This is a genomic window from Arthrobacter sp. NQ4 (genome assembly GCF_029077345.1).
Lineage (GTDB): Bacteria > Actinomycetota > Actinomycetes > Actinomycetales > Micrococcaceae > Arthrobacter.
This window is the reverse complement of record NZ_JARETC010000008.1, coordinates 168,474-194,524: the sequence shown is the minus strand read 5'-3', so window position 1 is coordinate 194,524 and position 26,051 is coordinate 168,474. Positions and strand designations below refer to the sequence as shown.

At 67.6% G+C, this 26,051-nt stretch carries 23 protein-coding genes; 10 read left to right on the top strand and 13 right to left on the bottom strand.

What is annotated here, in order from left to right:
* The first annotated feature begins 227 nt into the window (after positions 1-227).
* On the top strand, positions 228-1,571 hold the full coding sequence (locus PUN51_RS14840; RefSeq protein ID WP_275181462.1) for a carboxylesterase family protein: 1,344 nt from the start codon (positions 228-230) through the stop codon (positions 1,569-1,571).
* Positions 1,572-1,608: 37 nt separating this feature from the next.
* Positions 1,609-2,361: a DUF429 domain-containing protein gene (locus tag PUN51_RS14835; RefSeq protein ID WP_275181461.1), complete on the top strand. Its 753-nt coding sequence runs from the start codon at positions 1,609-1,611 to the stop codon at positions 2,359-2,361.
* 4 nt (positions 2,362-2,365) lie between these two features.
* Here the strand turns inward: PUN51_RS14835 and PUN51_RS14830 are convergent, their stop codons facing one another.
* Complete coding sequence (locus PUN51_RS14830) at positions 2,366-4,804, bottom strand: phosphoketolase family protein (protein WP_275181460.1); 2,439 nt, start codon at positions 4,802-4,804, stop codon at positions 2,366-2,368.
* A gap of 186 nt (positions 4,805-4,990) precedes the next feature.
* Here PUN51_RS14830 and PUN51_RS14825 point away from each other — a divergent pair, with 186 nt between their 5' ends.
* Positions 4,991-7,222 carry a catalase gene (locus PUN51_RS14825; protein WP_275181459.1) on the top strand — a complete coding sequence of 744 codons (2,232 nt, stop codon included), beginning with the start codon at positions 4,991-4,993 and terminating at the stop codon, positions 7,220-7,222.
* A gap of 150 nt (positions 7,223-7,372) precedes the next feature.
* Positions 7,373-7,972, top strand: coding sequence for a hypothetical protein (locus PUN51_RS14820; protein WP_275181458.1), 600 nt, complete (start codon positions 7,373-7,375; stop codon positions 7,970-7,972).
* Positions 7,973-8,054: 82 nt separating this feature from the next.
* Here the strand turns inward: PUN51_RS14820 and PUN51_RS14815 are convergent, their stop codons facing one another.
* The 4 genes from PUN51_RS14815 to serS form a co-directional block, all read right to left on the bottom strand.
* Positions 8,055-8,639, bottom strand: coding sequence for a histidine phosphatase family protein (locus PUN51_RS14815; RefSeq protein ID WP_224024209.1), 585 nt, complete (start codon positions 8,637-8,639; stop codon positions 8,055-8,057).
* Positions 8,640-8,705: 66 nt separating this feature from the next.
* A complete protein-coding gene (locus tag PUN51_RS14810; RefSeq protein WP_275181457.1) occupies positions 8,706-9,593 on the bottom strand; it encodes an HAD family hydrolase in 888 nt (295 codons plus the stop codon).
* A 241-nt stretch (positions 9,594-9,834) separates the two neighbouring features.
* Positions 9,835-10,572, bottom strand: a complete 738-nt coding sequence (locus PUN51_RS14805) for a hypothetical protein (RefSeq protein WP_236560930.1) — start codon at positions 10,570-10,572, stop codon at positions 9,835-9,837.
* 408 nt (positions 10,573-10,980) lie between these two features.
* Positions 10,981-12,261, bottom strand: a complete 1,281-nt coding sequence (gene serS / locus PUN51_RS14800; protein ID WP_275181456.1) for a serine--tRNA ligase — start codon at positions 12,259-12,261, stop codon at positions 10,981-10,983.
* Between the two features lie 88 nt (positions 12,262-12,349).
* Here serS and PUN51_RS14795 point away from each other — a divergent pair, with 88 nt between their 5' ends.
* Positions 12,350-13,447, top strand: coding sequence for a diacylglycerol/lipid kinase family protein (locus PUN51_RS14795; protein WP_275181455.1), 1,098 nt, complete (start codon positions 12,350-12,352; stop codon positions 13,445-13,447).
* 52 nt (positions 13,448-13,499) lie between these two features.
* On the opposite strand, the gene PUN51_RS14790 is transcribed toward PUN51_RS14795, so the two are convergent.
* From PUN51_RS14790 to PUN51_RS14780, 3 genes are all read right to left on the bottom strand, one after another.
* Complete coding sequence (locus tag PUN51_RS14790) at positions 13,500-13,724, bottom strand: hypothetical protein (RefSeq protein WP_159634453.1); 225 nt, start codon at positions 13,722-13,724, stop codon at positions 13,500-13,502.
* Between the two features lie 94 nt (positions 13,725-13,818).
* Positions 13,819-14,799, bottom strand: a complete 981-nt coding sequence (gene pheA, locus PUN51_RS14785; protein WP_275181454.1) for a prephenate dehydratase — start codon at positions 14,797-14,799, stop codon at positions 13,819-13,821.
* Positions 14,799-15,125: a rhodanese-like domain-containing protein gene (locus PUN51_RS14780; RefSeq protein ID WP_224024197.1), complete on the bottom strand. Its 327-nt coding sequence runs from the start codon at positions 15,123-15,125 to the stop codon at positions 14,799-14,801. The genes pheA and PUN51_RS14780 overlap by 1 nt, the downstream gene beginning before the upstream one ends.
* Positions 15,126-15,345: 220 nt before the next feature.
* On the opposite strand from PUN51_RS14780, the gene PUN51_RS14775 reads away from it, so the two are divergent.
* From PUN51_RS14775 to PUN51_RS14765, 3 genes are all read left to right on the top strand, one after another.
* Positions 15,346-16,752, top strand: coding sequence for an amidase (locus PUN51_RS14775; RefSeq protein ID WP_275181453.1), 1,407 nt, complete (start codon positions 15,346-15,348; stop codon positions 16,750-16,752).
* Between the two features lie 188 nt (positions 16,753-16,940).
* The gene (locus PUN51_RS14770; RefSeq protein ID WP_275181452.1) at positions 16,941-17,168 is read left to right on the top strand and encodes a hypothetical protein; all 228 of its coding nucleotides are present in this window, start codon (positions 16,941-16,943) and stop codon (positions 17,166-17,168) included.
* Between the two features lie 666 nt (positions 17,169-17,834).
* Positions 17,835-18,188, top strand: coding sequence for a LapA family protein (locus tag PUN51_RS14765; protein WP_308209022.1), 354 nt, complete (start codon positions 17,835-17,837; stop codon positions 18,186-18,188).
* Positions 18,189-18,200: 12 nt separating this feature from the next.
* Here the strand turns inward: PUN51_RS14765 and PUN51_RS14760 are convergent, their stop codons facing one another.
* From PUN51_RS14760 to PUN51_RS14750, 3 genes are read right to left on the bottom strand one after another with little or no spacing between them, the layout of a single operon-like run.
* The gene (locus PUN51_RS14760) at positions 18,201-19,733 is read right to left on the bottom strand and encodes a carboxyl transferase domain-containing protein (protein WP_275181451.1); all 1,533 of its coding nucleotides are present in this window, start codon (positions 19,731-19,733) and stop codon (positions 18,201-18,203) included.
* 1 nt (position 19,734) lies between these two features.
* Positions 19,735-20,958 (bottom strand): CaiB/BaiF CoA transferase family protein, encoded by a 1,224-nt coding sequence (locus PUN51_RS14755; RefSeq protein ID WP_275181450.1) that lies wholly within the window; start codon positions 20,956-20,958, stop codon positions 19,735-19,737.
* Positions 20,959-21,006: 48 nt separating this feature from the next.
* Complete coding sequence (locus PUN51_RS14750; RefSeq protein ID WP_159634477.1) at positions 21,007-22,377, bottom strand: SLC13 family permease; 1,371 nt, start codon at positions 22,375-22,377, stop codon at positions 21,007-21,009.
* 131 nt (positions 22,378-22,508) lie between these two features.
* Between PUN51_RS14750 and PUN51_RS14745 the strand changes: the two genes are divergently transcribed.
* Both PUN51_RS14745 and PUN51_RS14740 read left to right on the top strand, forming a co-directional pair.
* Entirely contained in the window at positions 22,509-23,207 is a 699-nt protein-coding gene (locus tag PUN51_RS14745) for a FadR/GntR family transcriptional regulator (protein ID WP_275181449.1), read from the top strand.
* 139 nt (positions 23,208-23,346) lie between these two features.
* Positions 23,347-24,792, top strand: coding sequence for a purine-cytosine permease family protein (locus tag PUN51_RS14740; RefSeq protein ID WP_275181448.1), 1,446 nt, complete (start codon positions 23,347-23,349; stop codon positions 24,790-24,792).
* 89 nt (positions 24,793-24,881) lie between these two features.
* Here the strand turns inward: PUN51_RS14740 and PUN51_RS14735 are convergent, their stop codons facing one another.
* The gene (locus tag PUN51_RS14735) at positions 24,882-25,388 is read right to left on the bottom strand and encodes a DUF4190 domain-containing protein (RefSeq protein WP_224024184.1); all 507 of its coding nucleotides are present in this window, start codon (positions 25,386-25,388) and stop codon (positions 24,882-24,884) included.
* A 34-nt stretch (positions 25,389-25,422) separates the two neighbouring features.
* Positions 25,423-25,995, bottom strand: a complete 573-nt coding sequence (locus PUN51_RS14730; RefSeq protein WP_224027255.1) for a LysE/ArgO family amino acid transporter — start codon at positions 25,993-25,995, stop codon at positions 25,423-25,425.
* Between the last annotated feature and the right edge of the window lie 56 nt (positions 25,996-26,051).

The window sequence follows — 26,051 nt, the reverse complement described above, 5'->3', positions numbered from 1 at the left end:
AAGAGGCGTGGGGGCGGGAGAGGGGTGAAGGGGGGGGGGGTGGGCGCGCCCCCGCCCACACCAATGCAGAGGGGGACTCTCCCACAAGTCGGTCCGCCCCCCCCGGACACTTTTTGCCGGTTGGGTCTTCCCCAAAAAATTGTTTGGGGTCCCGCCGGCGGGCCCCTGTTTTTTGGAGGGGGGACCCCCGCCGTCGTTGTTTCAGGAAGTTATGGCATGGTGGGGCTGTGAGTTCCGAGCCAGCCGTGACGTCCCAGCTTCTGTTCCATCCCCCGTGCGGGCCCGTCAGCGGCCGGCGCGACGGCGGCGTCATTCGTGCCACCGGCATTCCCTACGCCACCGCCCACCGGTTCCAGGTGCCGGCCCCGGTTCCGGACTGGACCGCCGAATATGCCGCCACCTCTCCCGCACCCGCCTGCCCCCAGGCTCCGGTGCCGTTCCTGGACGACGTCCTGGGCACCAAATACGGCGAGCTGCCGGGCAGCGAGGACTGCCAGAACCTTTCCATCACACTGCCCGGCGACCTGAAGCCGGACGAGAAGCTGCCCGTCATGGTCTGGATCCACGGCGGCTCCTACACCACCGGCTCCGGGGACCTGGCCATCTTCGACCCCGCACGGCTGGTGGCCGAAAACCGGGTAATCGTGGTCTCCGTGACGTACCGGCTCGGGCTGTTCGGGTTCCTCGCCACACCGGCAGGCCGGCCCGGCAACCTGGGACTTCTGGACCAGCTCAAGGCTTTCCGGTGGGTGCAGCGGAACATTGCCGCGTTCGGGGGCGATCCCGGCAGGGTCACCGCCTTCGGCCAGTCCGCCGGGGGCGACGCGATCGCCCACCTGATGGCCACGCCCGAGGCACCATCCCTTTTCCAGCGCGCCATCATCCAAAGCGCCCCGCTGGGCATTACCCGCGGCCGGGCGAAAATGAACCATGCCATGGGCATTGCTGCGGACGGGGTCTCCGAGCAGACGCCCGCCATGGACGTGGTGGCTCTCGAAGCCCAGGTCACGCAGGTGGCCCGGAAGTTCGGCATGCTGGCGGCCATGCCGTTTGGTACCCAGTACGGCCATGATCCGCTTCCGGAGGAGTCCGTGATCGAGGCTGCCTGGAACCGGACAGCGCCGTCGATCGAGGTGCTGATCGGCCATACCTCCGAGGAGGCCCGCCTGTTCCTCCCCCGCAGCCCCCGCCTGATGCGCCTGGCAGGCATCCCCCTGGTGGGTCCTGCCGCCGTGCGGGCCATCGACTGGGTGGTCACCGAAACCGTGTACGGCCGGGCAAGCCGCAGGTTCGCGCGCCGGCATGCCAAGGCGGGCGGGCGGGCGCACCGCTACATCCTGGACTGGCACGCGCCCGGCAACATCTTCGGCGCCGCCCACACGGTGGATTTGCCCCTGCTGCTCGGCAACCGGAAGACCTGGGACGGCGTTGGGCTCATTGCCGGCGCGGACTGGGCGGACGTGGACGCCGCGGGCCGCAGGATGCGCGCCCTGTGGGCCGGCTTCGCGCGGGGCACTGACCTTGGCGGATCCGGGAGCATCCCAGGCGTCCTGCGCTACCGCGCGGTCTGACGCAATGCCGTCTGACAGCAGTGTTGATGAGCAGCCCATGAGGACCCTTGGCGTGGATCTGGCGGCGGCGGCCAAGAAGACTGCCGTGGCGGTCATCGAGTGGAGCGATGACCGGGCCCGGCTGGCCCACCTGGCCCTGGACGTTGACGACCAGGAGATCGTGGACCTGTTCGGCACCTGCGGCATGACCGGCGTCGACTGCCCCGTGGGCTGGCCTGACGCGCTGATTCCGTTCCTCACCGGCCACCTGGCCTTCAACGCAGCACCCGTCCTGGAACATGACGGCATCGCGGGCCGGCGGCTGCTTGCGTACCGGGACACGGACCGGTTCTGCACCGCCCGGACCGGCCTGATCCCCCTGAGCGTTTCCGCCGACCGGCTGGCCCACCCTGCCATGCGCTGCGCGGTGATCCAGGCGAAGATCGCGGCACTGCACGGCCCGCAGCTCCGGGACGGCTCGGGGCGCTTTGCCGAGGTGTACCCGGCGGCGTCGCTGAAGATCTGGGGCCTCAACGGGCGCGGCTACAAAGGCCGCGGCATCCCCGAAACCGAACGCCTGGGCCTCCTGCTGGCGGCCCTCGAGGAGCAGGCGCCCTGGCTGGACCTGGCCGCGCACCGGGACAGGCTAACCGCTTCCGACGACCTGTTCGACGCCGTCATCGCCTCGCTGACCGCGCGGGCCGTGGCCCGCTGTCGGACGCTCCTGCCCGATGCCGCCCACGCGGAAGCCGCCCGCAGCGAAGGCTGGATCCACCTGCCCTCCTGCACGCTGGACGACCTCCCGCTTTAGGGCGTCAGCCGCCCAGTTTCCAGTTCCGGATTTCTTCCGGGTCCTCGCCGTGCCTGCGGGTGTGTTCGCGCGCCCGGTTGCGCCGGTCCTGCAGGTCCTGGCGCAGGAGTGAGTGCTTCTCGGCAAGGCCCGGTACGCGATCGATCGCGTCGATGGCCAGGGTGAAGCGGTCGATGCCGTTGAGCATGGCCATATCGAACGGGGTGGTGGTGGTCCCCTCTTCCTTGTAGCCGTGCACGTGAAGCCCCTGCTGGTTGGTGCGCCGGTACGCCAGCCGGTGGATCAGCGCCGGGTAGCCGTGGTACGCGAAGATGACGGGTTTGTCAGCGGTGAAGATGCCGTCGAAGTCATGGGCGGGGAGGCCGTGCGGGTGCTCGCTTTCGTCCTGCAGCCGCATCAGGTCCACTACGTTGACCACCCGCACCTTGAGGCCGGGGGCGCCGTTGCGGAGCAGTTCCGCGGCGGCAACGGTCTCCACGGTGGGGACGTCGCCCGCGCAGGCCAGTACGACGTCGGGCTCCTCGCCGGGCACCTCGGAGCCGGCGAACGTCCAGATGCCCAGGCCGCGGTGGCAGTGGTTGGCGGCATCGGCCGGGCCAAGCCAGGTGGGCGAGGGCTGCTTGCCGCTGACCACGATGTTCACGTAGTCCGTCGACGCCAGGCAGTGCTCCATGACGGACAGGAGGGTGTTGGCATCCGGCGGCAGGTACACCCGGATGACCTCGGCCTTTTTGTTGACCGCGTGGTCGATGAAGCCCGGGTCCTGGTGCGAGAAACCGTTGTGGTCCTGCTGCCACACGTGGGAGGACAGCAGGTAGTTCAGCGAGGGGACCGGCTGGCGCCAGTGAAGTTTGCGGGATACCTTCAGCCACTTTGCGTGCTGGTTGAACATCGAATCGACGATGTGGACGAAAGCTTCGTAGCAGTTGAACACACCGTGGCGGCCGGTGAGGAGGTAGCCTTCCAGCCAGCCCTGGCACAGGTGCTCGCTCAGTACCTCCATCACCCGTCCGGACCGTGCCAGGTGCTCGTCGACGTCGTCAATCCGGTACTGCCACACCTTGTCGGTGACCTCGTAGACGTTCTGCAGCCTGTTGGACGCCGTCTCGTCCGGGCCGAACAGCCGGAAGTTGTCCATGTTCTGTGCGATGACGTCCCGCATCCAGGACCCGAGCGTGATCATGGGGCTCACCCGGTCCGTGCCCGGATGTGGAACCTCGACGGCGTGGTCCTGGTACGCGGGCAGTTTCAGCGCGCGCCGGAGCAGTCCGCCGTTGGCGTGCGGTGTGGCACTCATGCGGAAGTCACCGGCGGGCGCACCCCGTGCGACGTCGGGCCGGAGCCTGCCGTCGCCGTCGAACAGTTCGTCCGGGCGGTAGGACTGCAGCCACTCCTCCAACTGCTTCAGGTGCTCCCCGTTGGTGCGGACCTCGGACAGCGGCACCTGGTGCGCCCGCCACGTGCCTTCCACCTGCAGCCCGTCCACGGTGCGCGGCCCGGTCCAGCCCTTGGGCGAGCGCAGGACGATCATGGGCCAGCGGTGGCCGCCCTCCCCCGCCTCTTCTGCATCCGGATCCTGCCGGTGGGCGTCCTGGATGGCCTTGATATCGGCCAGGCAGCGGTCCAGCACGGCCGCGAAATCCCGGTGCGCCTGCTCCGTGTTGTCCGGATCCGCCACCGTCACGAAATACGGCTCATGGCCGTAGCCGCGCAGCAGCTGCTCCAGCTGGTCCTGCGGCATCCGGGCCAGGACCGTGGGGTTGGCGATCTTGTAGCCGTTCAGGTGCAGGATGGGCAGCACGGCACCGTCAGTGGCCGGGTCCAGGAAGTTGTGGGAGTGCCAGCTGGCGGCCAGCGGTCCGGTCTCCGCCTCGCCGTCACCGATCACGACGGCGGTCACCAGCTGCGGGTTGTCGAAGACCGATCCGTAGGCGTGGGCCAGGCAGTATCCCAGTTCGCCGCCCTCGCTGATGGAGCCCGGGCTTTCCGGTGCGGCGTGGCTGGGGATGCCGCCCGGGTAGGAGAACTGCCGGAACAGTTCCGCCAGGCCGGCCTCGTCATTGCCCACGTGGGCATAGATTTCGGAGTAGGTTCCCTCCAGCCAGGCATTGGCGACGACGGCGGGGCCGCCATGGCCGGGACCTGCCACGAAGAGCATCTCCAGTGAGTCGCGGCGGATGACGCGGTTCAGGTGGGCGTATACGAAGTTGAGCCCGGGCGTGGTGCCCCAGTGGCCCAGCAGGCGGGACTTGGTGTCCTCAGCCTGCAGTGGCTCGCGCAGCAGCGGGTTGGACCGCAGGTAGATCTGGCCCACCGAGAGATAGTTGGCGGCGCGCCACCAGCGGTCGACGAGTTCCAGTTCCCCCTGCCCGATGCCTTCCTGCCACACGTCGTCCTGCTGCATTGTGTCCTGCATTCCATCGCGCCCAGTGCTGCCGGCCATAACCATCCTCACCTCGGGTGTGCCGCTGCAGGCGGCCGTTTCCCCATCGCAACAGATGGAGGGGCAGGGAGGCAACCCCCGCCGTCGGACCTTCCCTTTACCGCCTTCGGCACCTGTAGGGTACTAAGCAAGCTTAGCTTTCGCTGAGGCGGAAGCTAAGACCATCAATTGTGGGGAGATCGAGACATGCCAGCCGAAGACGACGTTGTAATTCCCGGGGTTCCGTCCAGCGAGCCGCCGGCGTTCGAGGAGCCCACCAGCCCGCGGGAGCCGTTGCCGCCCAAACCGGACCAGCGCGGCCCCGAGGCCGTGTCCCCCACGGGCAGCCCTACCGGCGCGCCGGCCACCGCCCGCGCCCAGTCCGGCCAGTACCTGACCACGGCCCAGGGCCTGCGGCTGCAGGATACGGACCATTCCCTAAAGGCCGGCGCGCGCGGCCCCATCCTGCTGCAGGACCACCACCTGCGCGAGAAGATCACCCACTTTGACCACGAACGGATCCCGGAGCGCGTTGTCCACGCACGCGGCGCGGGAGCGCACGGGGTGTTCCGGTCCTACGGCACGGCGTCGAAGGTAACGCGCGCCGGTTTCCTTGCCGCGGACGTCGAAACGCCCGTGTTTGTTCGGTTCTCCACGGTGCTTGGCTCCCGTGGGTCAGCCGACGCCGTGCGGGACACCCGGGGGTTCTCCACGAAGTTCTACACCGATGAGGGCACCTACGACCTCGTAGGGAACAACATTCCCGTCTTCTTCATCCAGGACGGCATGAAGTTCCCGGATGTGGTGCACGCGGCCAAGCCCCACCCGGACCGCGAGATTCCGCAGGCCCAGAGCGCGCACGACACGTTCTGGGACTTCGTATCGCTCCACACCGAGGCGCAGGCCCACACCCTGTGGAACATGTCGGACCGCGGCATCCCCCGGTCATACCGGACCATGGAGGGCTTCGGCGTCCACACCTTCCGGCTCGTCAACGCCGCCGGCGACACCACCCTGGTGAAGTTCCACTGGAAGCCCAAGCAGGGCGTGCACTCGCTGGTCTGGGAAGAAGCCCAGATCATCAACGGCATGGACCCGGACTTCCACCGGCGCGATCTGGCTGATGCCATCGAGGCCGGCGCCTACCCGGAGTGGGAACTGGGAATCCAGACCTTCCCGGACACGGAAGACCAGATGTTCCAGGGAATCGACCTTCTGGACCCCACCAAGTTCGTCCCCGAGGAACTGGCGCCGGTGCAGCCCATCGGGCTCATGACCCTTAACGCAAACCCCACCAACTACTTCGCGGAAACCGAGCAGGTGGCCTTCCACCCGGGGCACCTGGTTCCGGGCATCGACGTCACCAACGATCCCCTGCTGCAGGTCCGGCTGTTTTCCTACCTGGATACCCAGATTTCGCGTCTGGGCGGCCCGAACTTCGCGCAAATTCCCATCAACAGGCCGCACGCCCCGGTCAACGACATGCTCCGCGACGGCATGCACCAGGCGGCGGTCCATGGCGGTGCCGCGCCGTACCGGCCCAATTCGCTGGATGGCGGCTGCCCGTTCCTGGCGGGGCAGGACATGGGGGCATTCGTAGACGTGCCCCAGGCGGTTGCGGAATCCATCAAGGAACGGCGCAACCCGGCATCCTTCGATGACCACTACAGCCAGGCCCGGCTGTTCTTCCGCAGCCTGAGCTCCGTGGAGCAGGACCACGTGATCCAGGCCTACACGTTCGAGCTCGGCAAGTGCTACGAAAGCGCCGTCCGCGAACGCCAGCTCCAGGCCCTGGCCAACATTGACGCCGCGCTGTGCGCCGCCGTCGCCGCGGGCCTCGGCATGCCGGCCCCGGAGGCCACCGAGCAGGTGCCGGACCGGGATCCCAGCCCTTCCGTGTCCCAGGTGGGTGGGACCTGGCCGGTTGCCGGGCGCGTGGTGGGCATCGTCGCCGACGCTTCCAGCGACCTTGCGGAGGTGGAGGCCGCCCGCAAGGCGCTCGACGGCGAGGGCATGGTCCCGCTGGTCATCGCACCGGCCGGGGGCACGCTGTCCTCCGACGGGCTTTCGGTGACGGTGCAGCGGACCTTCCTCACGGCACGGTCCACCGAGTTCGACGCACTGATGGTCGCCGGGGGCAAGCAACCCGCGGCCGATGCCTCCGCGGGGCGCGACGCCAAGGCCGGGGAGCCGGCTGACGGGCTGGATCCGCGCGTCGCGCTGATGCTGTCCGAGGCTTACCGCCACGCCAAGGCCGTTGGGGCCTGGGGCTCCGGGTCTGCGGTGCTGGAGGCAGCCGGCATCCCGAAGGGGGCCGCAGGGGTGGTTGGCGGGAACGATGCTGCCTCGGTAACCACCGAACTTTCGGGGCTCATCGCCGGCCACCGCGCCTGGGACCGTTTCCCGGCAGCGGGCGCCGCTGCGGAACAGGGAAACTGACCCGGGCCTGTTGGCCTGCCGTCCTGTGGCTGGGGGTCCGCGTCCATGCAATGCGGACCCCCAGCCGTTTGCCGGGGTGGGAACCGGCGGGCCGCCCAAGGGGAAACCGGCCGTTTCGCAATTCCTACTTCCGGGTAGTGTGGACCCAGAATGTTCACCCTGACCATCAACCAGACGGACAGCCGCCGCGACGGCGACCAGGTGCCGCAGCTGCTCAAGGCGCTGCGGCACATTCCCGCGCGCCTGGATTTTGACAGGTCGGTCGAGGACGAAGTCCAGGGGATCGTCGACTGCCCGCACCAGGCCGTGGACGCCGCGCTGATCGCACTGCGAAGCGGGCACTGGTACGTGGGTATCGGAGCGGGGCCCGTGAACGAGCCGCTGCCCAACCAGGTCAAGGACGCGTCCGGGCACGGCCTGGTCTATGCGCGCCGGGCCGTGGACCGGCTCCGCACCAGCAAGGAGCGGGTGCCGGTTGCGGTGGAGGGGCCACTGGCCGACGTTGCCCACGACGCCGAAGCAATCCTGCGGCTGCTGGGCCATATCGTGCGCGAGCGGTCAGGCGCGGAATGGCGCGTACTCGACCTGCTGACCCCCGGGGTCCGCGGCCAGCAGAAGGCCGTGGCGCAGGAACTGGGCATCACCACCCAGGCCGTCAGCAAAGCGGTGGCCCGGGCACAGTGGAATGAGGAACACGCCGCCCGGCCCGCTGCCGCGAGACTGCTGGCGCTGATCCTGGCGGTGCGCTGACTGCTGCTGGGTTGACCGCTGGTGGGCTGACCGCCTGAGCCGGTCCCTCCGTCGTCAATTACTGCAGGGGCTTTTCCGGGCTTTAGCTCCCGGTGGCGGCCAGGACCGGCTCACCGTTGAAGTACTCCAGCTTCCAGCCATCGATCGCGTGGTGGTGCGCCAGGTTGAGGGCCGCATTGTCCACGCTGGCAAGGGTCTGGCCGATGGCTCGGCTGAGGCTGACGCGCAGCAGCGTGCCATGCGTGACCACCAGGAGCCGCTGGCCGCGGAACTCCCCGGCCAGGGCTTCCAGCGCTGCGAGGCCGCGGTCGGCGGCTTCGTCTTCACTTTCGGCGCCCTTGAACCCGCCGGGCACGCGCAGCGCCTCCAGCTCGGGGCCGGCCTGCATCCCTTCGGCCGGGCCGAAGCTGCGTTCGGTGAGTTCCGGGACGCGCCGGGCCACGGTGAGCCCGAGCCCTTCGGCGATCAGGTCCGCGGTCTCGGCAGCGCGGCTGAGCGGGGAGGAGACGATGGCGTCCCATTCGTACGGAGCCAGGATGCCGACGGCGTCCCGCGCCTGGCCGCGTCCGACGTCGTTCAGGGGGATGTCGGTTGATCCCTGCAGCCGGCGCTCGGCATTCCAGTCGGTCTGGCCATGGCGGACGAGGGCGAACGTCGTAAGGGTCATGCCTCTATTCTGCCTTGGCTCCAGGCCCGCACCGGAATCGCGGCAGCGGACGGTGCCCTCAGCGCCTTAGAGGAGGCTGCGCAGCACGTGGGCGGCGCCGTCGTCGTGCACTGAGTGAGTGACTTCGTCCGCTGCGGCGACCACTTCCGCCGGGGCCTGCCCCATGGCGACGCCGCGGCCGGCCCAAGTGAGCATTTCGATGTCGTTCCGGCCGTCCCCCACCGCAACCGTCAGGTGTTCTTCGAAGCCAAGGCGGAGCCGCAGGTTTTCCAGGGCGCTGGCCTTGGTCACACCCGCTGCGGCGATGTCCAGCCACGCAGTCCAGCCCACCGAGTAGGTCACCCCCGCGAGACCCACGTGGTTGATGGCCTCGTTGAACTCCTCGGGCGTGTTTTCGGTGCTGAACACCACCACGCGGACGGCTGTTGCCTCCAGCATGGTGTGGAAGTCGACGCCGACCGCCTCCACCCCGAAGCTGGCATCCTGGAACCGCTCGGTGGAGAGGAAGTTGCCGTCGGCGTCCTCGAGCGCATACTTGGCGGACGGAAGCCGTTCCCGGAGGGCACGCAGCGCCGGCGCGGGATCAAACGTGGCTTTGTGGATGACCTCGTAGCCATTGTCCAGTTCCGGGTGGAGCCGGAGGGTCACGCCGCCGTTACAGCAGACGGCGTACCCCCGCTCGATGCCGATTTTCTCGATGATGGGGAGCGTGGCGTTCAGGGAGCGGCCGGTGGCGATCATCACCTCGTGCCCGGCGGCCACGACGGCCTGCGCGGCTTCCCGTACGCCCGGGGACATATGCCCGTCGTGGTTGACCAGGGTGCCGTCCACGTCCAGGGCGACCATGAATTTCCGGTCCACCGCGGCGAAGCCGATGTTGTTCTGGTTGTAGTCTCGATTGTTGTCTCGCCGGTCATCGTTGCCGGCGACTGAGGTTTCAGTCAGCGTTGTCATCCACATAGTGAAGCAGACCTAACTGACACGCGCTAGGACGCGGACCACAGGTTTATTGAACTGTTGGTTAACACGGCGGGTTTCCACATGGATGCGCTTGCCGGCGCGTGTCTTCACCCCGGCTCTGAGCGGTCCTGTCCGTTAGGAGGGCACTTGATTCCTCGAATCCCGACCTTGTTCGCACATCCGCGCCTTCAGCGTTCCGATTGGCGAACAAGGCTCTGATTCAGGCGGCGGCAGGCTACGGGCGCGGGCGGAGGCCTGCGGCGAGGAGCTTGTAACGCAGCTTGTTTGGGTCCGTCAGGTCTGCCCACCCCCACCGGACGAAACCATGGCCGAGGGCACGGATCCGGTCTTCGCGGAGCTTCTCCCGGTAAACAGCCTCCTCTGCGCTGATCCCGTTCCGCCGGGCAAACTCCACGTACTTCCCTTTGCCGTCGAATTCACCCACCACGCTTTGCCGGGGCCACCAGAAGTCACTCCTGCCGATGAAGCCGGCGCCATCCCTGAAGACCTGCTGAAGGACCGGTTGCTCAAAGCCGAGGAATTCAAAGACGGCACGGCTGTAGGACTCACCAACCGACTCCGGCTGCGGGCTGGCAAGGCCGGCCGCACGCTCCGCGCGGCAGCGGGCAGCAGCGGAAGGAAGGGCCGCTATGCCAGCGGCAATTTCCGGCACGGACAGGAGGCTGACACCCTCCTCCAGCACGCCGTCTGCCAGTAGCCTGCGGGCGGCCCCGTCCGCGAGCACCAGGGCCTGGCTAAGCTCCGCTGAGGCCAGTACGTCCACGGTGGTCTTGGTGAGCCCTGAACAGAGGAACTCGCCAAAGGGCACGGCATTGAACCCGGTCATAAGGCGGTACCGAAGCGGATAGGAACGCGTGCGGCGGACGTTCCCGGCGGAAGCGTCCCCACCCAGTACCAGCAGCGGCGAATTTCTGACGCCGCTGCGGCCGGGAAGCGTTGTGGCAAGTTCCACGCAGGGTGGCGTTCCAAGTGTTGGCAACCCACTGGCCACCGCTGCCGTAAGCCCGCACAGAACTGCACCTTTGACTGACCTGGCAACTGCCGTCGTCGTCCATTCGAAGCGCCGGGAGGGCAGTGCACGAAGCCAGTCTTCGGTGGGAACGTAGAAACCCCGGCGAATCCGCACCAGTTGCCCCGCTTTGAAGGCACGGTGCACGGCATCAGTGCCGGCACCCGTGCGGAGAATGGCGGCAGTATCAATCAGTCCCGGCGGTACGTCCATGCCATCATGATGCGCGACAGCGGAAGCAGGGATACGGGGCCGGCGCCTGCATGTGGACAACCACGAGGCGGACCTAAGCTCGTCCGCGGGTCAGAACCACGTAGTTTCGGATCCGCGAACAAGCTTATGAGTGGACCCCTAGAGGACCGGGAGGACCTCGAGGCCGCCCAGGTACTTCTGCAGCGCCTTCGGCACGTTCACGGAGCCGTCCGCGTTCTGGTGGTGCTCAAGCAGCGCCACGATCCAGCGGGTGGTGGCCAGGGTGCCGTTCAGCGTGGCCACGGCGCGGGTACCCTTGGAGACGCCTTCCGCGTTGACCACCCGTTCACGGATGTTCAGGCGGCGGGACTGGAACGTGGTGCAGTTGGAGGTGGACGTCAGCTCGCGGTAGGCGTTCTGGGTGGGCACCCAGGCTTCGCAGTCGTACTTGCGTGCCGCGGAGGTGCCGAGGTCGCCGGCCGCGGTGTCGATGACCCGGTACGGCAGCTCGCACTTGGCCAGCATTTCCTCTTCCCAGGCCAGCAGGCGCTGGTGCTCGGCGGCAGCTTCTTCAACCGTGGTGTAGATGAACATCTCAACCTTGTTGAACTGGTGCACGCGAATGATGCCGCGGGTGTCCTTGCCGTGGGATCCGGCTTCGCGGCGGTAGCAGGAGCTCTGGCCCGCGTAGCGGATGGGACCGGCGGAGAAGTCCAGGATCTCGTCGGCGTGGTACCCGGCCAGCGCCACCTCTGAGGTGCCCACCAGGTAAAGGTCGTCTTCGGCGAGGCGGTAGATCTCGGCGTCGTGCTTCACATCGAAGCCGGTGCCCTGCATCGTCTCGGGGCGCACCAGGGTGGGGGTGATCATGGGGATGAAGCCGGCTTGGATGGCCTGGTCCATGGCCATCTGCAGCAGTGCCATCTCCAACCGGGCACCCACACCGCGCAGGAAGTAGAAGCGCGCGCCGGAGACCTTGGCGCCCCGTTCCATGTCGATGGCGCCAATCAGCTCGCCGATCTCCAGGTGGTCCTTGGGCTCGAAGTCGGGGAATTCGCGCGGGGTGCCAACGGTCTTGACCACCACGTAGTCGTCCTCGCCGCCCTCGGGAACGCCGTCCTCCACCAGGTTGGGGATGGTGCGCAGCAGTTCTTCCTGCTTGGTCTGGGCGGCATCGGCCTCTGCGGAGGCGGCCTTGACCGAGTTGGCCAGTTCCTTGACCTCGGCCAGCAGGGCCTGCTTCTCCTCGCCCTTGGCCTTCGCTACCTTCTTGCCGAAGACGTTCTGCTCCGCGCGGAGGTTCTCGAAGCGGAGCAGGGCCTCGCGGCGGGCGGAATTCGCGGAGATGATCGCGTCCACCACTGATTCGTCCGCGCCGCGGGCGCGCTGGCTGGCACGGAACTTGTCCGGGTTTTCGCTGAGGTCTTTTACGTCGATCACCAGACAAGGGTATCCAATTCAGTGCACGACGGCGGGCGCGCGGCCCCGTGCGCTCCCCCGACGTGCGCCGGGCTACTGTTGAAGCACCATGAGCGACTGGATTCTCTACCTGCTGATTGCGGTGGCGCTTGCCTTCGCCACGTCCAGCTGGTGGGGGGTGCGCCGCCTCAAAGCCCTGCATGTGCGCAGCGCCGTGGCCGGCGAAGCCTACGACTCAGGGCTGGCGCGACAGCGCGTGGCCGTGGTCCTGAATCCCATTAAGGCGCGGGCCGACGAAGCCAAGGGGATGATCCACAGGGCCTGCCTGGCCGCCGGCTGGGAGGAACCGGTCTTTTTCGAGACGACGGCGGAGGACCCGGGCTTTTCGCAGATGCAGGCTGCGTTGGCGGGAAAGCCCGACGTCGTCCTGGTGGGCGGTGGGGACGGCACCGTCCGCGTGGTGGCTGAGGCCCTCGCGCACACCGATGTTGCCATGGGCCTGATTCCGCTGGGCACGGGAAACCTGCTGGCCCGGAACGTGGACCTGGATGTGAACGACCTCCACAGCAACGTCCAGACAGCCCTTTTCGGCCGCCAACGGTACATCGACACCGCCCGGATGGCCATCGAGAACTCCCGCACAGGCCATTACTCGGAGCACGTCTTCCTGGTGATCGCCGGTATCGGCATGGACGCCGAAGTCCTGGCCGACACGAACGCGGGGCTGAAGAAGGCCGTGGGCTGGCTCGCCTACACCGAGGCCGGCGTGCGCCACCTTCCGGGCCGGCGCAAGAAGGTTTCCATCGCCCTGGATGACAACCCGGAGCAGGTCCGGAACATCCGGAGCGTGCTTTTCGCCAACTGTGGGCTGGTCCCCGGCGGCATTGACTTCATCCCGCAGGCCATGATCGACGACGGCATGCTCGACGTCGTGGTCATGAGCCCCCGCAGCGCCCTGGGCTGGCTGCTGATGTACGTGAAGATCATGTTCAAGCACAGCGGAAAGCTGCCCATCATGACCGTCTACCGGTCAGTCAAGGTGGTCATCAAGTGCCCTGAACCCATGCCCACACAGCTCGACGGCGACACGTCGGGGGAAGCCACGCAGCTCACGGTCCGGGTGGAGCCACGGTCACTCCTGGTCAGGGTCAAAGGACAGGTACAGGACAGCGGTCCCGTGCATGGAAGCGCACACGCCGCACGGTAGCGGACGGCTGAAGCGGTGCCGCGATGGGGCCCGGACTCAGTAGTTGGCGCCGTCAGGCCCCGGACTTCTTCTCTGCCTCGGCAGCAGCTTTCGCGTCCGCATGGGCTTGTTTGGCAGCAGCATGGGCTTCGGACTGCTCGCGGATCATCGCCTGCTCCTCTTCGAAGCGCAGGCGGTCAGCACGGTCGGCGTCGTCCCCGTCCCAGTCCTGGTTATCTCCCGTGGGCTTGGGATTGACGATCATCCCCTGGCCGTCGTTGTCAGTGCTGCTGGTCATGACCCGCTCCCTTCGTCAGGGGCCATACCCCGTGTGGATCAGGCAAGCATACGCATTGTCAACACCCCACGGAAGTACTTCGGAAGGCATTTACCTACGCTTTGGGCGAAGCCCCGGAACCGCTTTCACCTGCGGTGGATTCCGCGGCGAGTATGGATCGCACCCACGTCCGGGCCGCTGTGAAAGCTTCATCGGAGGTATGTGCGGGGACCAGCGTGGCCTGCCGGTCGGCCCTGGCATACGAGCCCAGGAAACGGGTGCGTGGACTGATGCGGTGCAGACCCGCCAGCGCGTCAGCGACCCTCGCTTCGCCGGCGTGGCCATCGGCGTCGATGCTGAAAAAGTAGTGGCCCAGGTACTGGCCTGTGGGGCGGGATTCAATCCTGCTGAGGTTGACGCCGCGGCTGGCGAACTGGTCCAGGATCTCCATCAGGGCGCCCGGCCGGTCCTCCGGAAGCGGGACCACGACGGTGGTTTTGTCCGCGCCGGTGCGCTCCGGCAGCGGCCCAGGCCGGCTGACCAGGATGAAGCGCGTCACCGCACCGGGGTTGTCCCCGATATTCTCCGCCAGGACCGACAGCCCTGGATGCTCCCTGGCCACCAGCGGTGCGCAGATCGCCGCGTCGTAGTGACAGTTCCCATCCAGCAATCCCAGGGCCGAGGCGGCAGTCGAGGAGCCGGGGACATATTCCGCATCCGGTATATTCCGGTCCATCCACAGCCTGCACTGCGCCCACGCATGACCGTGCGTGGATACCCGCCGCACATCCTCCAACCGCACGCCGGGCCGGGCTACCAGGACAAAGCTGATGGGAACCAGGACTTCGCGGATGATCCGCAGTTCCTGGCCGGTGGCGATGGCGTCCAGCGTGGCGGTGACGCCGCCCTCCACCGAGTTTTCGATAGGGACCATGGCGGCGTCTGCCGAACCGTCGCGGACCTTGTCCAGGCCAGCGTTGACGTTCGACGCCGGCACCCGGACAGCCTGGGCGGCGTCAGGCACCTGCAGCAGGGCAGCCTCGGTGAAGGTGCCTTCGGGGCCCAGGAAGGCGTAGGTGCGGGACGTGCCGCCCACTAAAGGACCAGGGGCTTGAGACCGTTGTCCGAGACGAGGGGCTTGCCGGATTCGAGCCACTGGTCCATTCCGCCGGAGACGTTGATGGCGGTGTACCCCTGGCCGGTAAGCCATTGGGCGACGCGGAAGGAGCGGCCGCCCGTGCGGCAAATGACGTAGACATCCTCGTCCGGATCGAGTTCGCCAAGGCGCGCCGGAATCTGGTCCATGGGAATATGGACAGCGCCTTCAGCGTGGCCGGCAACCCACTCGTAATCCTCCCGGACGTCCAGGATCACGGCGTCAGCGGGGACGTCATGGACGGGGACGGTGTCGAAATCGCTCATCGGAGTCCTGTCTTGGCGGAGCTGGCGGATCAAAGTCAGGTTTAAGCCTAGCCCTTCCACCCCGCTCCGCCCGGATCACAGCGGAAAAGGCTGCGGGTTAGGCTGGTGAAGGCCCAGGAGGTTTCCATGTCCCAGCAGCTGACCGCCCTTCCCGCGCCACCGGTATGCCCCGGCCGGAGCGCCGGGCCGCAGGTGGGCGGATACCGCTGGGGGTGCCACCGTGACTGAACTCCACGAACTCCCGGCGGTGGCCCTGCGGGACCTCCTTCGCAGTGGAGCGGTGTCTTCCACGGACGTCACTTCCCACTTCCTGGACCGGATCGGGCGGCAAAACCCCTTTCTGGGCGCCTTTATTACGGTGACGGCGGACCAGGCCATGAAGCAGGCCCGGGCGGCGGATGCCCTGCGCTCCCGCTCGGAGGCCGATGAGCTGCCCCTGCTGCATGGCATGCCGGTTGCGTTCAAGGACCACACTGATGTGGCGGGGGTGGTGACCACGCACGGCAGTGCCGCCCTGGACCACAAACCGGCCCCCGCCGATGCTCCCCTCGTGGCCCTGTTCAAGGATGCCGGCGCCATTTCGCTGGGCAAGACCCAGGTGCCCGAATTCGGACTGACGGCCTACAGCGAGAACCGCATCGCACCGCCGTCGCGCAATCCCCATGCACCCAGCAGGAGTTCGGGAGGGTCCTCCGGCGGCAGCGCAGCCGCTGTGGCCGCAGGACTGCTGCCTTTTGCCCCCGGAACCGACGGCGGTGGATCAGTCCGCATACCCGCAGCCGCCTGTGGCCTGGTGGGGCTCAAGCCCGGCCGCGGGGTGGTGGCCGCCGGGGAAAGTACCGGCGACCCTGCACGGCTGGTGGCGCCAGGCCCCCTCGCGAGGAGCGCGGAGGACGCAGCACTGATGATGGACGTCCTGGCACCAGGGAACCAATACCTTTCGGCGATCACGCAGGAGCCACCCCGGCTGCGGATCGGCGTCACGCTGGACAGCCCGTGGTCCAGCACGTTTCCGTTCACGCCGGACCGGGAGGCCCTGGACGCGCTCCAGGCCGGCGAAACCCTCCTGGAACAGGCCGGCCATACCCTTGCTGACGCCGGCATCCGCTACGACAACCGCTACCCGGACGCCTTCACCACCGCGTGGACCGCCGGAGTGGGCGCTGCCCGCATCAGCCCGTCCCGGGAAGCGCTGCTGGCGCCCCTGACCCGGACCTTCCGCCGGCGCGCCCAGCAGCGCAGCCCGGCGAAGCTGGCAGAGGCCTTGGCATTCCTCCGGCAGTTCCAGCACGACACCCTGGCACAGTACGGGCAGTGGGACCTGATGCTGATGCCGGCGCTGGCACAGACGCCGCGGCCGGTGGGCTGGTTCACCGGCACCGCCCACGGCGGTGACCGCTGGCCGTCGGCCCAGTGGCCGGGGGATGCCGACGGCGACTACCGGAAGCAGTGCGAATACGCGCCATGGTCCTCGATGGTGAATGTGTGCGGACTGCCGGCCATCACCCTCCCTGTTCACTGGACCGGCGGTGCCGCCGGGAGCGGACTTCCCATGGGAATCCAGCTGGTGGGCCCCATGGGATCAGAAGCCCTCCTCCTGCAGGTGGCGCGGCAACTGGGGTATTAGGGGCCAGTTGCACCGGGCGATCTTGGCTTCCAGGCCAGCTGGAGCCCGTGGGAGGCACCGGCGTGGGTGACGTTGTTGACCTGAACATAACGCCGGGTTAACCCGCCCGTAACCCCCGCGGCCGCAGACTGGAAAAGCACGTTTCAGCACCCTCCACCCGCCCTCCGCCTGACGAGGAGTTGCCCACAATGAACGCTGAATACCCTGCCGCCAGCCCCGGAACCACCGTGACGCCAGACGAGGAACGGCCGGACCTCAGCAACTCCAACGTCAGGGAGGACCTTGCCATGGCTGGCCGCTGCGCCCTGGTCCACCTGCCGACGGGCCGGACCTGCCTCCTGCCCATCCGCCATCAGGGGCCCTGCGAGTTCCACCGCCCGCAGGAGGCGCAGGACGTCGTGGCCAACGGCAACTGACCGGCCCAGGCACCCCTCTGCGCCGGCACCCTGCCTAAACCCGCTGCGCTGGCGCCCCTGCCCCACAGTTCACGCACTCCTTCCCCCTGCCCCGCTGCCGCGCCCTCGACTCCGGCGCCAGGCAGGAGGACGATTAAGGGGCAGTCACCAATGAGGAGGTCTGTGATGTGCTACGCATCGAGCAAGGACTTCGGGTGGGGCGCAAAGAAAGAAACCAAGCGCCGGCCTGAAGCGGAACCGGAAACCCCTGCGGAAAATCCCGGGAAGCCGGTTAGGGCACAGGAATTCACGTTCTGGGCCTTCCCCAACTGGCGCAGGACGCCTGCGCCACGCACCCCCTCCGCTGAAAAGAGCAAGGAGAGGGTCTGACGCCGGGGCAGTAATGCCCCGGACGGGAGTCACTGGAGGGGTCACCGCGCTGGGACCCCTCCAGCACCACGGCCCCCTGCAACTCTCCGCCGAAATGCAGCCGCTGCGGCGCCTCGTCGTTCAGGCCGTTGTGCTGCGGTGACCCTGGCGTCTATGGTTGAACCGTAAGCATGCTTAGCATTCTGGGAAGAGGACACTATGAGCGCAGGACAGAGCACGCCTACACCTGACAGGCAGCCGGAGTCAGAACACGCCACGGCACAGCCCCTCCCCCCGGAAACTCCGGCGGAACGTCCTGTGGGGCACGGCAACGCACCCTCTTACCGGGCGGATGTACCGGAAACGACGGGCGCCAGGGGTCCAGCCACCACGGCAGGGGCCGGCCCCGAACGAAAAGTCACCCGCGCTGGCGTCATCTGGGCCGCAGTTGTGGCCGCCCTGGTGCTCCTGATCCTGCTGATCGTCTTCATCCTGCAGAACCAGGAGCTGGTCCTGGTGAAGTTCCTGGGCTTTGAGGGGTCCGTCCCGCTGGGCATGGCGCTGTTCATTGCCGCCGTGACCGGCGGCGTGCTGGTAGCCGTGGCGGGCGGCGCGCGCATCCTGCAGCTACGTTCAAACGCCCACCGGGACAGGGTCCGGCAACGCAGGTAGCCGCCGTCGACCTCAGAAGGCGCCCAGGTTCGCGAACTTCCGGGCGCGGGCGGCGACAAGGTCAGGTACCGGGATGTTGGCCACCGAACCCATTTCGTACTCGATGGCCCGCGCCATCCGGATGCAGAAATCGCGCGGCTCCAGTGAAGCATCACCCCGCTCATCCACGATGTGGTCCACCAGGCCGCTGGCATACAGTGCAGCGACGTCAACACCCTGCGCCTGGGCCATCGCGGGCGCGAACGCGGTGGTGCGGTGCACAATGGCGCTGGCGCCCTCCGGAGGCAGTGGAGAGAGCCAGCTGTGCTGGGCGGCGATGGTCCGGTCAGCGGGCAGCAACGCCAGCGCCCCTCCCCCGGCGCCCTGGCCAAGCAGCACAGAGACCGACGGCGATTCGAGCCCGATCAGTTCGTACAGCGACCGCGCAATTTCCCCGGCAAGGCCGCCCTCCTCCGCTTCCTGCGAGAGGGCTGCACCGGCAGTATCAATAACGGTGAGCAGTGGCAGCCGCAGCTCCTCCGCCAGTTTCATGCCGCGGCGGGCCTCGCGCAACGATCCCGGGCCCATGCCGGCGGCGTCCTTCCGCAGCGGCCGCGCATGCCCCAGCACGATGCACGGCTGGGTGCCAAAGCGGGCCAGTGCCAGCAGCAGTCCCGGGTCCTTTTCCCCCTGCCCGGTTCCGTTGAGGGGCAACGCGTCCGTGGCGCCGATCTTCAGCAGCTGGCGCAGGTCCGGCCGCCGCTGCCGCCGTGAAATCCCAATCGAGGTCCAGGCATCAGCGGTTGACGGCCTGATGTCCAGGGTTTCGGGCGGGGCGGGCACCGTCGCCGGCACGGTTCCGCCGCCGGCGCCCCCGTTCGCCGCCAGGATGTCCAGCGCGCGGCCCACCAGGTCGGCCAGGTCGCCGGGTTCCACCACGCCGTCGATCAGTCCCTTGCTGAAGAGGTTCTCCGCCACCTGCACGTTCTCCGGGAACGCTTCGCCGTACAGGGCCTCGTAGACGCGCGGGCCCAGGAAGCCCAGGAGGGCGCCCGGCTCGGCGACGTTGATGTGGCCCAAAGACCCCCAGGATGCCATCACGCCGCCGGTGGTGGGGTGCCGCAGGTAGACAAGGTAGGGAAAGCCGGCCTGCCGGTGTGCGCGGACTGCGCCGGTGATTTTCACCATGGACAGGAACGCGAGCGTCCCTTCCTGCATCCGGGTCCCGCCGGACGCGGGACCGGCCAGGAGCGGGAGCCCTTCAGCAGTGGCGCGTTCGACGGCGGCAACGATCCTTTGCGCCGCCGCGTGGCCGATCGAGCCGGCAAGGAAGGAGAATTCACTGACGATCAGCGCCACCCTGTGGCCGCGGATCAGTCCGGCGCCGGTGATGACGGACTCGTCGGCGCCGCTGCGTTCGCGCGCCCTGGCCAAATCGCCGGCGTATTCCCCGGACAGCGCGGGTTGTTGGGGTTCGGTGTCCCAGGAGACAAAGGAGCCCGGGTCCACCACGGTTTCCAGGAGCTCGGTGGCGTTCATGTGCCGCACCTTTTCCGCCGTCGCCATGCTACTTTGCCCCGGAAGCCGCAGCGGCGCCGGCCGTCGTGAGCCCGAGCCACTCCCGGATCGACTGCCCGTCCTCATCGAGCAGCGGCGGCGCGTCGTGTTCGGTCAGGGTGGTTTCCGCGGCGTCGCCAGGCGCGAAGAACCGCAGCGGCGGCCCGGGCAGGCTCACCTTTCCAAGCAGCGGATGCTGTACATCCACCACGAGCCCCTGGGACGCCACCTGCTCCCAGGCGTACACCTCGTCCAGCGAGCGCACCTTGCCTGCGGGGATCCCGGCGTCGTTCAGCTTTTGCAGCAGCTCCACCGCACCGTACTCCGAGAAGGCGCGTTCGACGGCGGCAATCACCTCCGCCCGGTTCCGCACCCTTTCGGCGTTGCTGGCGAAGCCCGGGGCAGCCGGGTCCAGGCCAAAAGCCGCGGCAAAGGACTGCCAGAGCTTCTCGCTGCCGACGCTGATCTGCACGCTCCCGTCCTTGCAGTTGAACAGGCCGTAGGGGGCAATGGAGGGGTGGTGGTTGCCCTGGGCCTGCGGAACCTCACCCGCAACGGTGGTCCTGGTGCCCTGGAAGGCGTGGACGCCGATCAGGGATGCCAGCAGCGAGGTGCGCACCACCTTGCCCTGCCCGGTCCGGTTCCGCTCAACGAGGGCCGCCAGGACGCCGAACGCCCCGTTCATGCCGGAGAGCAGGTCGGCAATGGGCACGCCCACGCGCTGTGGATCATCCGGGCCTGATCCGGTCAGGGACATCAGACCGGCCTCACCCTGGAGGATCTGGTCGTAGCCGCTGCGCTGGGACTCGGGACCGTCGTGGCCGAAGCCGGTGATGGACAGGATCACCAGGCGCGGGTTGATGGCGTGCATCGCCGCGGTGGAGAAGCCCAGCCGGTCCATGACCCCGGGCCGGAAGTTTTCGATCACCACATCCGCCCGCTCCAGGAGCCCGCGGAGCGCCGCCTGGCCGTCTTCGCTCTTCAGGTCCAGGCTGATCGATTCCTTGTTGCGGTTGCAGGACATGAAGTAGGTGGACTGCAGGTCGTCTTCGGGCCCCACGAAGGGCGGGCCCCAACCCCGGGTGTCATCGCCCGTACCGGGGTTCTCCACCTTGATGACGCGGGCACCGAGGTCTGCCAGCATCATGCCGGCGTGCGGTCCGGCCAGCGCCCGGCTGAGGTCGACGACGATGTGCCCGGCCAGGGGGCCTTGGGAAGTTTCGGCGGTGCTCATGTGCTGGGTTTCCTTTCGTAAGTAGGGCGGAGGCGGTTGCGATGCCGGCTAGAGCCAGCCGGGAACCACCAGCGTCAGCCAGGCCAGGATGGGGCCTGCCACGATGACCACCCCGCTGTACCCGAGGATGCGCTTGTAGAACTTGTCCTTGTCCACGCCCTCCGGCGCGTTGGCCAGCACCAGGGCGCCGTTGGTGGAGAAGGGTGAGACGTCAACGATCGTGGCGGACACTGCCAGGGCGCAGATGACGCCGACGGCGCCGATTTCGCCGGTGGAGAGGAAGGGGACGGCGAGCGGGATAAGGGCCGCCAGGATGGCGGTGGAGGAGGCGAAGGCGGACACCACGGCGCCGATGAAGCAGATGATCAGGGCTGCGAGGAGCGGCATTCCCATCCCGGCCACGCCGCTGGAGACGAATTTGATGGTGCCGGCTTCCTCGAGTACGCCGACGAAGGTCAGCATGCCGCAGATGAGCAGCACGGTGGACCAGCTGATCTTGTTGATGGCGCCCTTCTGCGCGGCGGGTGAGACGAGGGCCAGCACGATGGCGATGGTGATGGACACGAAGCCGACGTCCATCTTGAAGCCGAGGGCCACGACGGCCAGCACGATCAGGCCGGCGATGGTGACCAGCTGCGGGATCCGGTCCTTGCGTTCCTTGGTGGCGGCGATGCCGTCACCCGCAGGGTCCCGGGGGCCGTACATGCCCGAACCGAAGCCCTTGAAGGGGACGTCGCCGCCGGCTGCCTTAGCGCCGACGCTGACGGACATGCGGGCTTCTGCCGCCTGCTCCACGAAGTGCCCCACCTTGGAGGACAGGAGGTTCCTGCCGCCCAGGACCACGAAGAGCACCACGGCGATGACCAGGTTGAAGATGAAGCTGGACAGGAACAGCGCGGTGGGGCTGAAGGCAAGGTCGGTCTTGGCCAGGATGCCGTTGACGGTGACCCCGTACACCGCGATCGGTGAGAAGCCGCCCGCCTGCGCGCCGTGGATCACCATCATGCCCATCAGGAGCGGGCTGATCTTGTACTTGCCGGCAAAGCTCAGGGCGATGGGAGCAATGATGGCGACGGCGGCGGGAGACAGGGCGCCCACGGCCGTGATCACGGCGGTGATGGCGAACATGACCCAGGGGATGAGGGCAACGCGGCTGCCCACGAGCTTGACGGCTCCGCGGACCAGGAGATCGATGGTGCCGTTGTTCTGGGCGATGGCGAACAGGTAGGTGACGCCGACGATGGTGAGGAAGAGGCCGCCGGGGAAGTTGGCCAGGATTTCGTTGGTGGACATGCCCAGCACCACGGCGCCGAGCAGGAAGGCGCCCACGAAGGCGAGTGCGCCCATGTTGAGGGGCAGCACGGTGGCGAGCAGGAACATCGCTGCGAGGATGATGATGGATAGGACAGGAGCGGACATCGTTGGTCCTCCATTGAGGGGAAGAATGTGACGTGAGTTACTGGCTCACTGGACTAGCCTCTTAGACAGTGAGTCTATCTGTCAATAGATGAAGGCGGTATTCTGGACCGGTAGACCCAAGGGAGGGCTTTGTGGAGAAGACAGCACGGCTGGGCCTGGAACGCGTGACGCGGCCACGGCTGTACGAGCAGCTGGTGGAACAGATCCTTGCCTATATCGAGTCCGCCCAGCTGAAGCCCGGCGACCTGCTGCCGGCCGAGCGCGACCTTGCCGAGCGGCTGGGCGTCTCCCGCGCCACTCTCGCCCAGGCACTTGTGGCCCTTGAGGTCCTGGGCGTCATTGACGTGCAGCACGGCACCGGAGCGGTCCTGGCCCGGAGGCCCAGCGTCGCCTCGGTGGTCAAGGGCCTGCGTGAACACCAGAGCCGGCTGCCGGAAATCGTGGAAGCCCGCAGCACCCTGGAAGTGAAGCTTGCCGCCCTTGCCGCGGAACGCCGGACAGACCAGGACCTCGCCGCGATCGACAAGGCCCTGGACGTCATGGCACAGGAAATCAGTGACGGCGACCGCGGCACCCACGGTGACGAGCTGTTCCACCAGGCGATCACCGGCGCAGCGCATTCGTCGGTGCTGGCACAGCTGATGGCTTTCATCGCGGAGATGATCCTGGAAACGAGGATGGAATCCCTGGGCCAGCCCGGCAGGCCGGAACAGTCGCTGGCGTCGCACCGGAAGATCGCGGATGCCGTACGTGCGCAGGACGCTGCGGCAGCGGCCGACGCCATGCTGGCGCACATCGAGCTCGTCTCCGACGTGGAGCTGCTCCGCTAGCAGCCGCACGCACCGGGCACCCCGCGGCGACACGCCGGGCTGTCTGGCTCCCCGGACAGCTGCGCCTGAATGGCGGTGTTTCCGCGGCGCGAAAACCGATGTGATGGACCTTACGTTTTCATCACTGAGGAGTTTGGCCATGGCCGGAGGCAGTACCGCCGTAGAGGCACGTTCGATCGACATGATCCCGCCGGGTGAGCGCCACGGCCACCCGCGGGGCCAGTTCACCCTGTGGTTCGGCGCCAACGCGCAGATCACCGCCATCGTGGATGGCGCCCTCGCGGTGGTATTCGGGGCGGATGCGTTCTGGGCCATCGTGGGCCTGCTGGTGGGCAACGTGCTGGGCGGCGCCGTCATGGCCCTCCACTCTGCCCAGGGCCCCAAACTGGGGCTGCCCCAGATGATCTCCAGCCGCGCCCAGTTCGGCGTCTACGGAGCCGTGATCCCGCTGGCGCTGGTCATCCTGATGTACGTGGGGTTCGCTTCCACGGGCACCGTCCTCTCGGGGCAGGCCATCAACCTCATGCTGGGAGTGGACACTCCCGCCGTCGGGATCCTCATCTTCGGTGCCGCCACCGCCCTGCTGGCCATCCTGGGCTACAAGTACATCCATGCGCTGGGCCGCATCGCCACCGTGCTGGGCCTGGCCGGGTTCCTGTACCTGACAGTCGCCGTCGTCACCAAGTTCGATGTCACCCAGGTGATGATGGTCAAGGGCTTCGAATGGCCCACCTTCCTGACCGCCATTGCCCTTGGTGCGGGCTGGCAGCTGACCTTCGGCCCGTACGTGGCCGACTACTCCCGCTACCTCCCGGCCGACACCTCGGAGCGCAAGACGTTCTGGTACACCTTCGCGGGCTCGGTGGGCGGCGCGCAGTGGGCCATGACCCTGGGTGCCCTGGCCGGCGGCCTGTCCGCCGCCAAACTCGGCGGGGACTTCCTGAAGAACCAGGTGGGGTACATGGGAGACCTTGCCGGCGGCGGCCTGATCGCCATCTTCATCTACTTGATGATCGTCACGGGCAAGCTGACCGTGAACTGCCTCAACGCCTACGGCGCCTTCATGTGCGGCGTCACCATCAGCACCGCCGTTAACCGCCGGGACACCGTCTCCAAAGCCGTCCGGATCGCGTTCATCGTGGCCGTCATCGGCGCCAGCGTCCTCATCGCGCTGTTCGCCAGCAAGGACTTCCTGAACCTGTTCAAGAACTTCGTGCTCCTGCTGCTCATGGTGTTCACCCCCTGGTCCGTGATCAACCTCGTGGACTACTACAAGATCTCCCGCGACCGGCTGGACATCCCGGCCCTCTACAACCCGGACGGACGTTACGGCCGCTGGAACGCCGCCGCCCTGGTCTCCTATGGAATCGGCGTCGTCATCCAGGTCCCGTTCCTGGCGCAGTCGCTGTATACCGGCCCGGTCACCAAGCTGCTGGGCGGCGCGGACATCTCCTGGCTCGTGGGGATCGTTGCCACCCTGGCCATCTACTACCCCTGGGCCAAGGCAACCAACCGCGCCCCGGCGGCGTCCATCTACCCGGACCGGCCGCTCGAGGTGCCGGCCCCCGCGGCAGTGAAGGGGTAAGGGCGCTGTTTCCGTAAGCACGACGGCGGTCCTGGCGCGGGTGCCCGGGCCGCCTTTCGTGCCGGATCGGCGCGCCTGGCACCTGCCGGTTAGAACGTGCCGGTGTTTGACCCGGCGGTGCCGGCGACGGCCACGCCAATGATGAACAGCAGCCAGAGCGCCCCGTACCCCAGCAGGCAGAGGTAGCCCAGCACCAGGCCGGTAATGGACATCCCCTTGCCCGAGGGTTCGCGGCGCAGTGCCAGGTGGCCAGTGATGATGGCGGCGAACTGGGGAAGCAACAGCCAGCCCATGATGACCGAGGCGATGCCGCAGACCATGCTGGCGATGCTCAGGGTCTTCGGTTCCACAGTTCCGCCGTAGTAGGACGGCTGGCCGAAATACTGGGGCTGGCCATACTGGGCCTGGCTATATGGTGCCTGTCCGTACTGCGGCTGGTTGTACTGGGCCTGCCCGTACTGCGGCTGGTTGTACTGGGCCTGCCCGTACTGGCCTTGCCCGTACTGGGCCGGTGGCCGGTACCCGGGCCATGGCGAACCGTTGGGCTGGTTTTCGGGACGCTGGTAATCGGGCCCCTGGGACGGCTGGTTGGTCATGATTCCTCCCCTGCGAATCTGGCTACAGCCTACTTCAGTGCAGGATCAGACGGACGGCCAGGACCACCATCAGGACGCCGATGGCAGCGTCGATCCACCGCCAGGTGCGGGGGCTTGCCAGCACTCCTGCGAGCGCCCGCGCCCCGTACCCGAGGACTGAAAACCACAGGACGCTTCCGGCCACGGCGCCGCCGGCGAAAGTCCAGCGCAGGTCAGGACCCTGCTGGTTGGCAAGGCTGCCCAGCAGCACCACGGTGTCCAGGTAGACATGCGGGTTGAGGAATGTCAGGGCCGCCGTGGTTGCGATGACCGAACTCCTGGACCTGGGCGCCTGTTCCGCCAGCGCGGCAGGCCTGGCCGCAGCCATAAAGGACCGCACCGCGAACCACAGCAGGTAGGCGGCTCCCGCCCAGCGCAGGACTTCCAGCACTCCGGGGAACCGGGTGACCAGCGCCCCGATACCCGCCGTGCCGGCCACGATCAGCAGGGCGTCACCAGCCATGCAGACGGCCACCACTGGGCCAATGTGCTCCCGGCGGATACCTTGGCGCAGCACAAAGGCATTCTGGGCGCCGATCGCCACGATCAGCGCCAGCCCGGTCAGCATTCCCGTAATTCCTGCAGCCCACATACCAATGACCGTAAGATTCCCGCTCAGTGAAG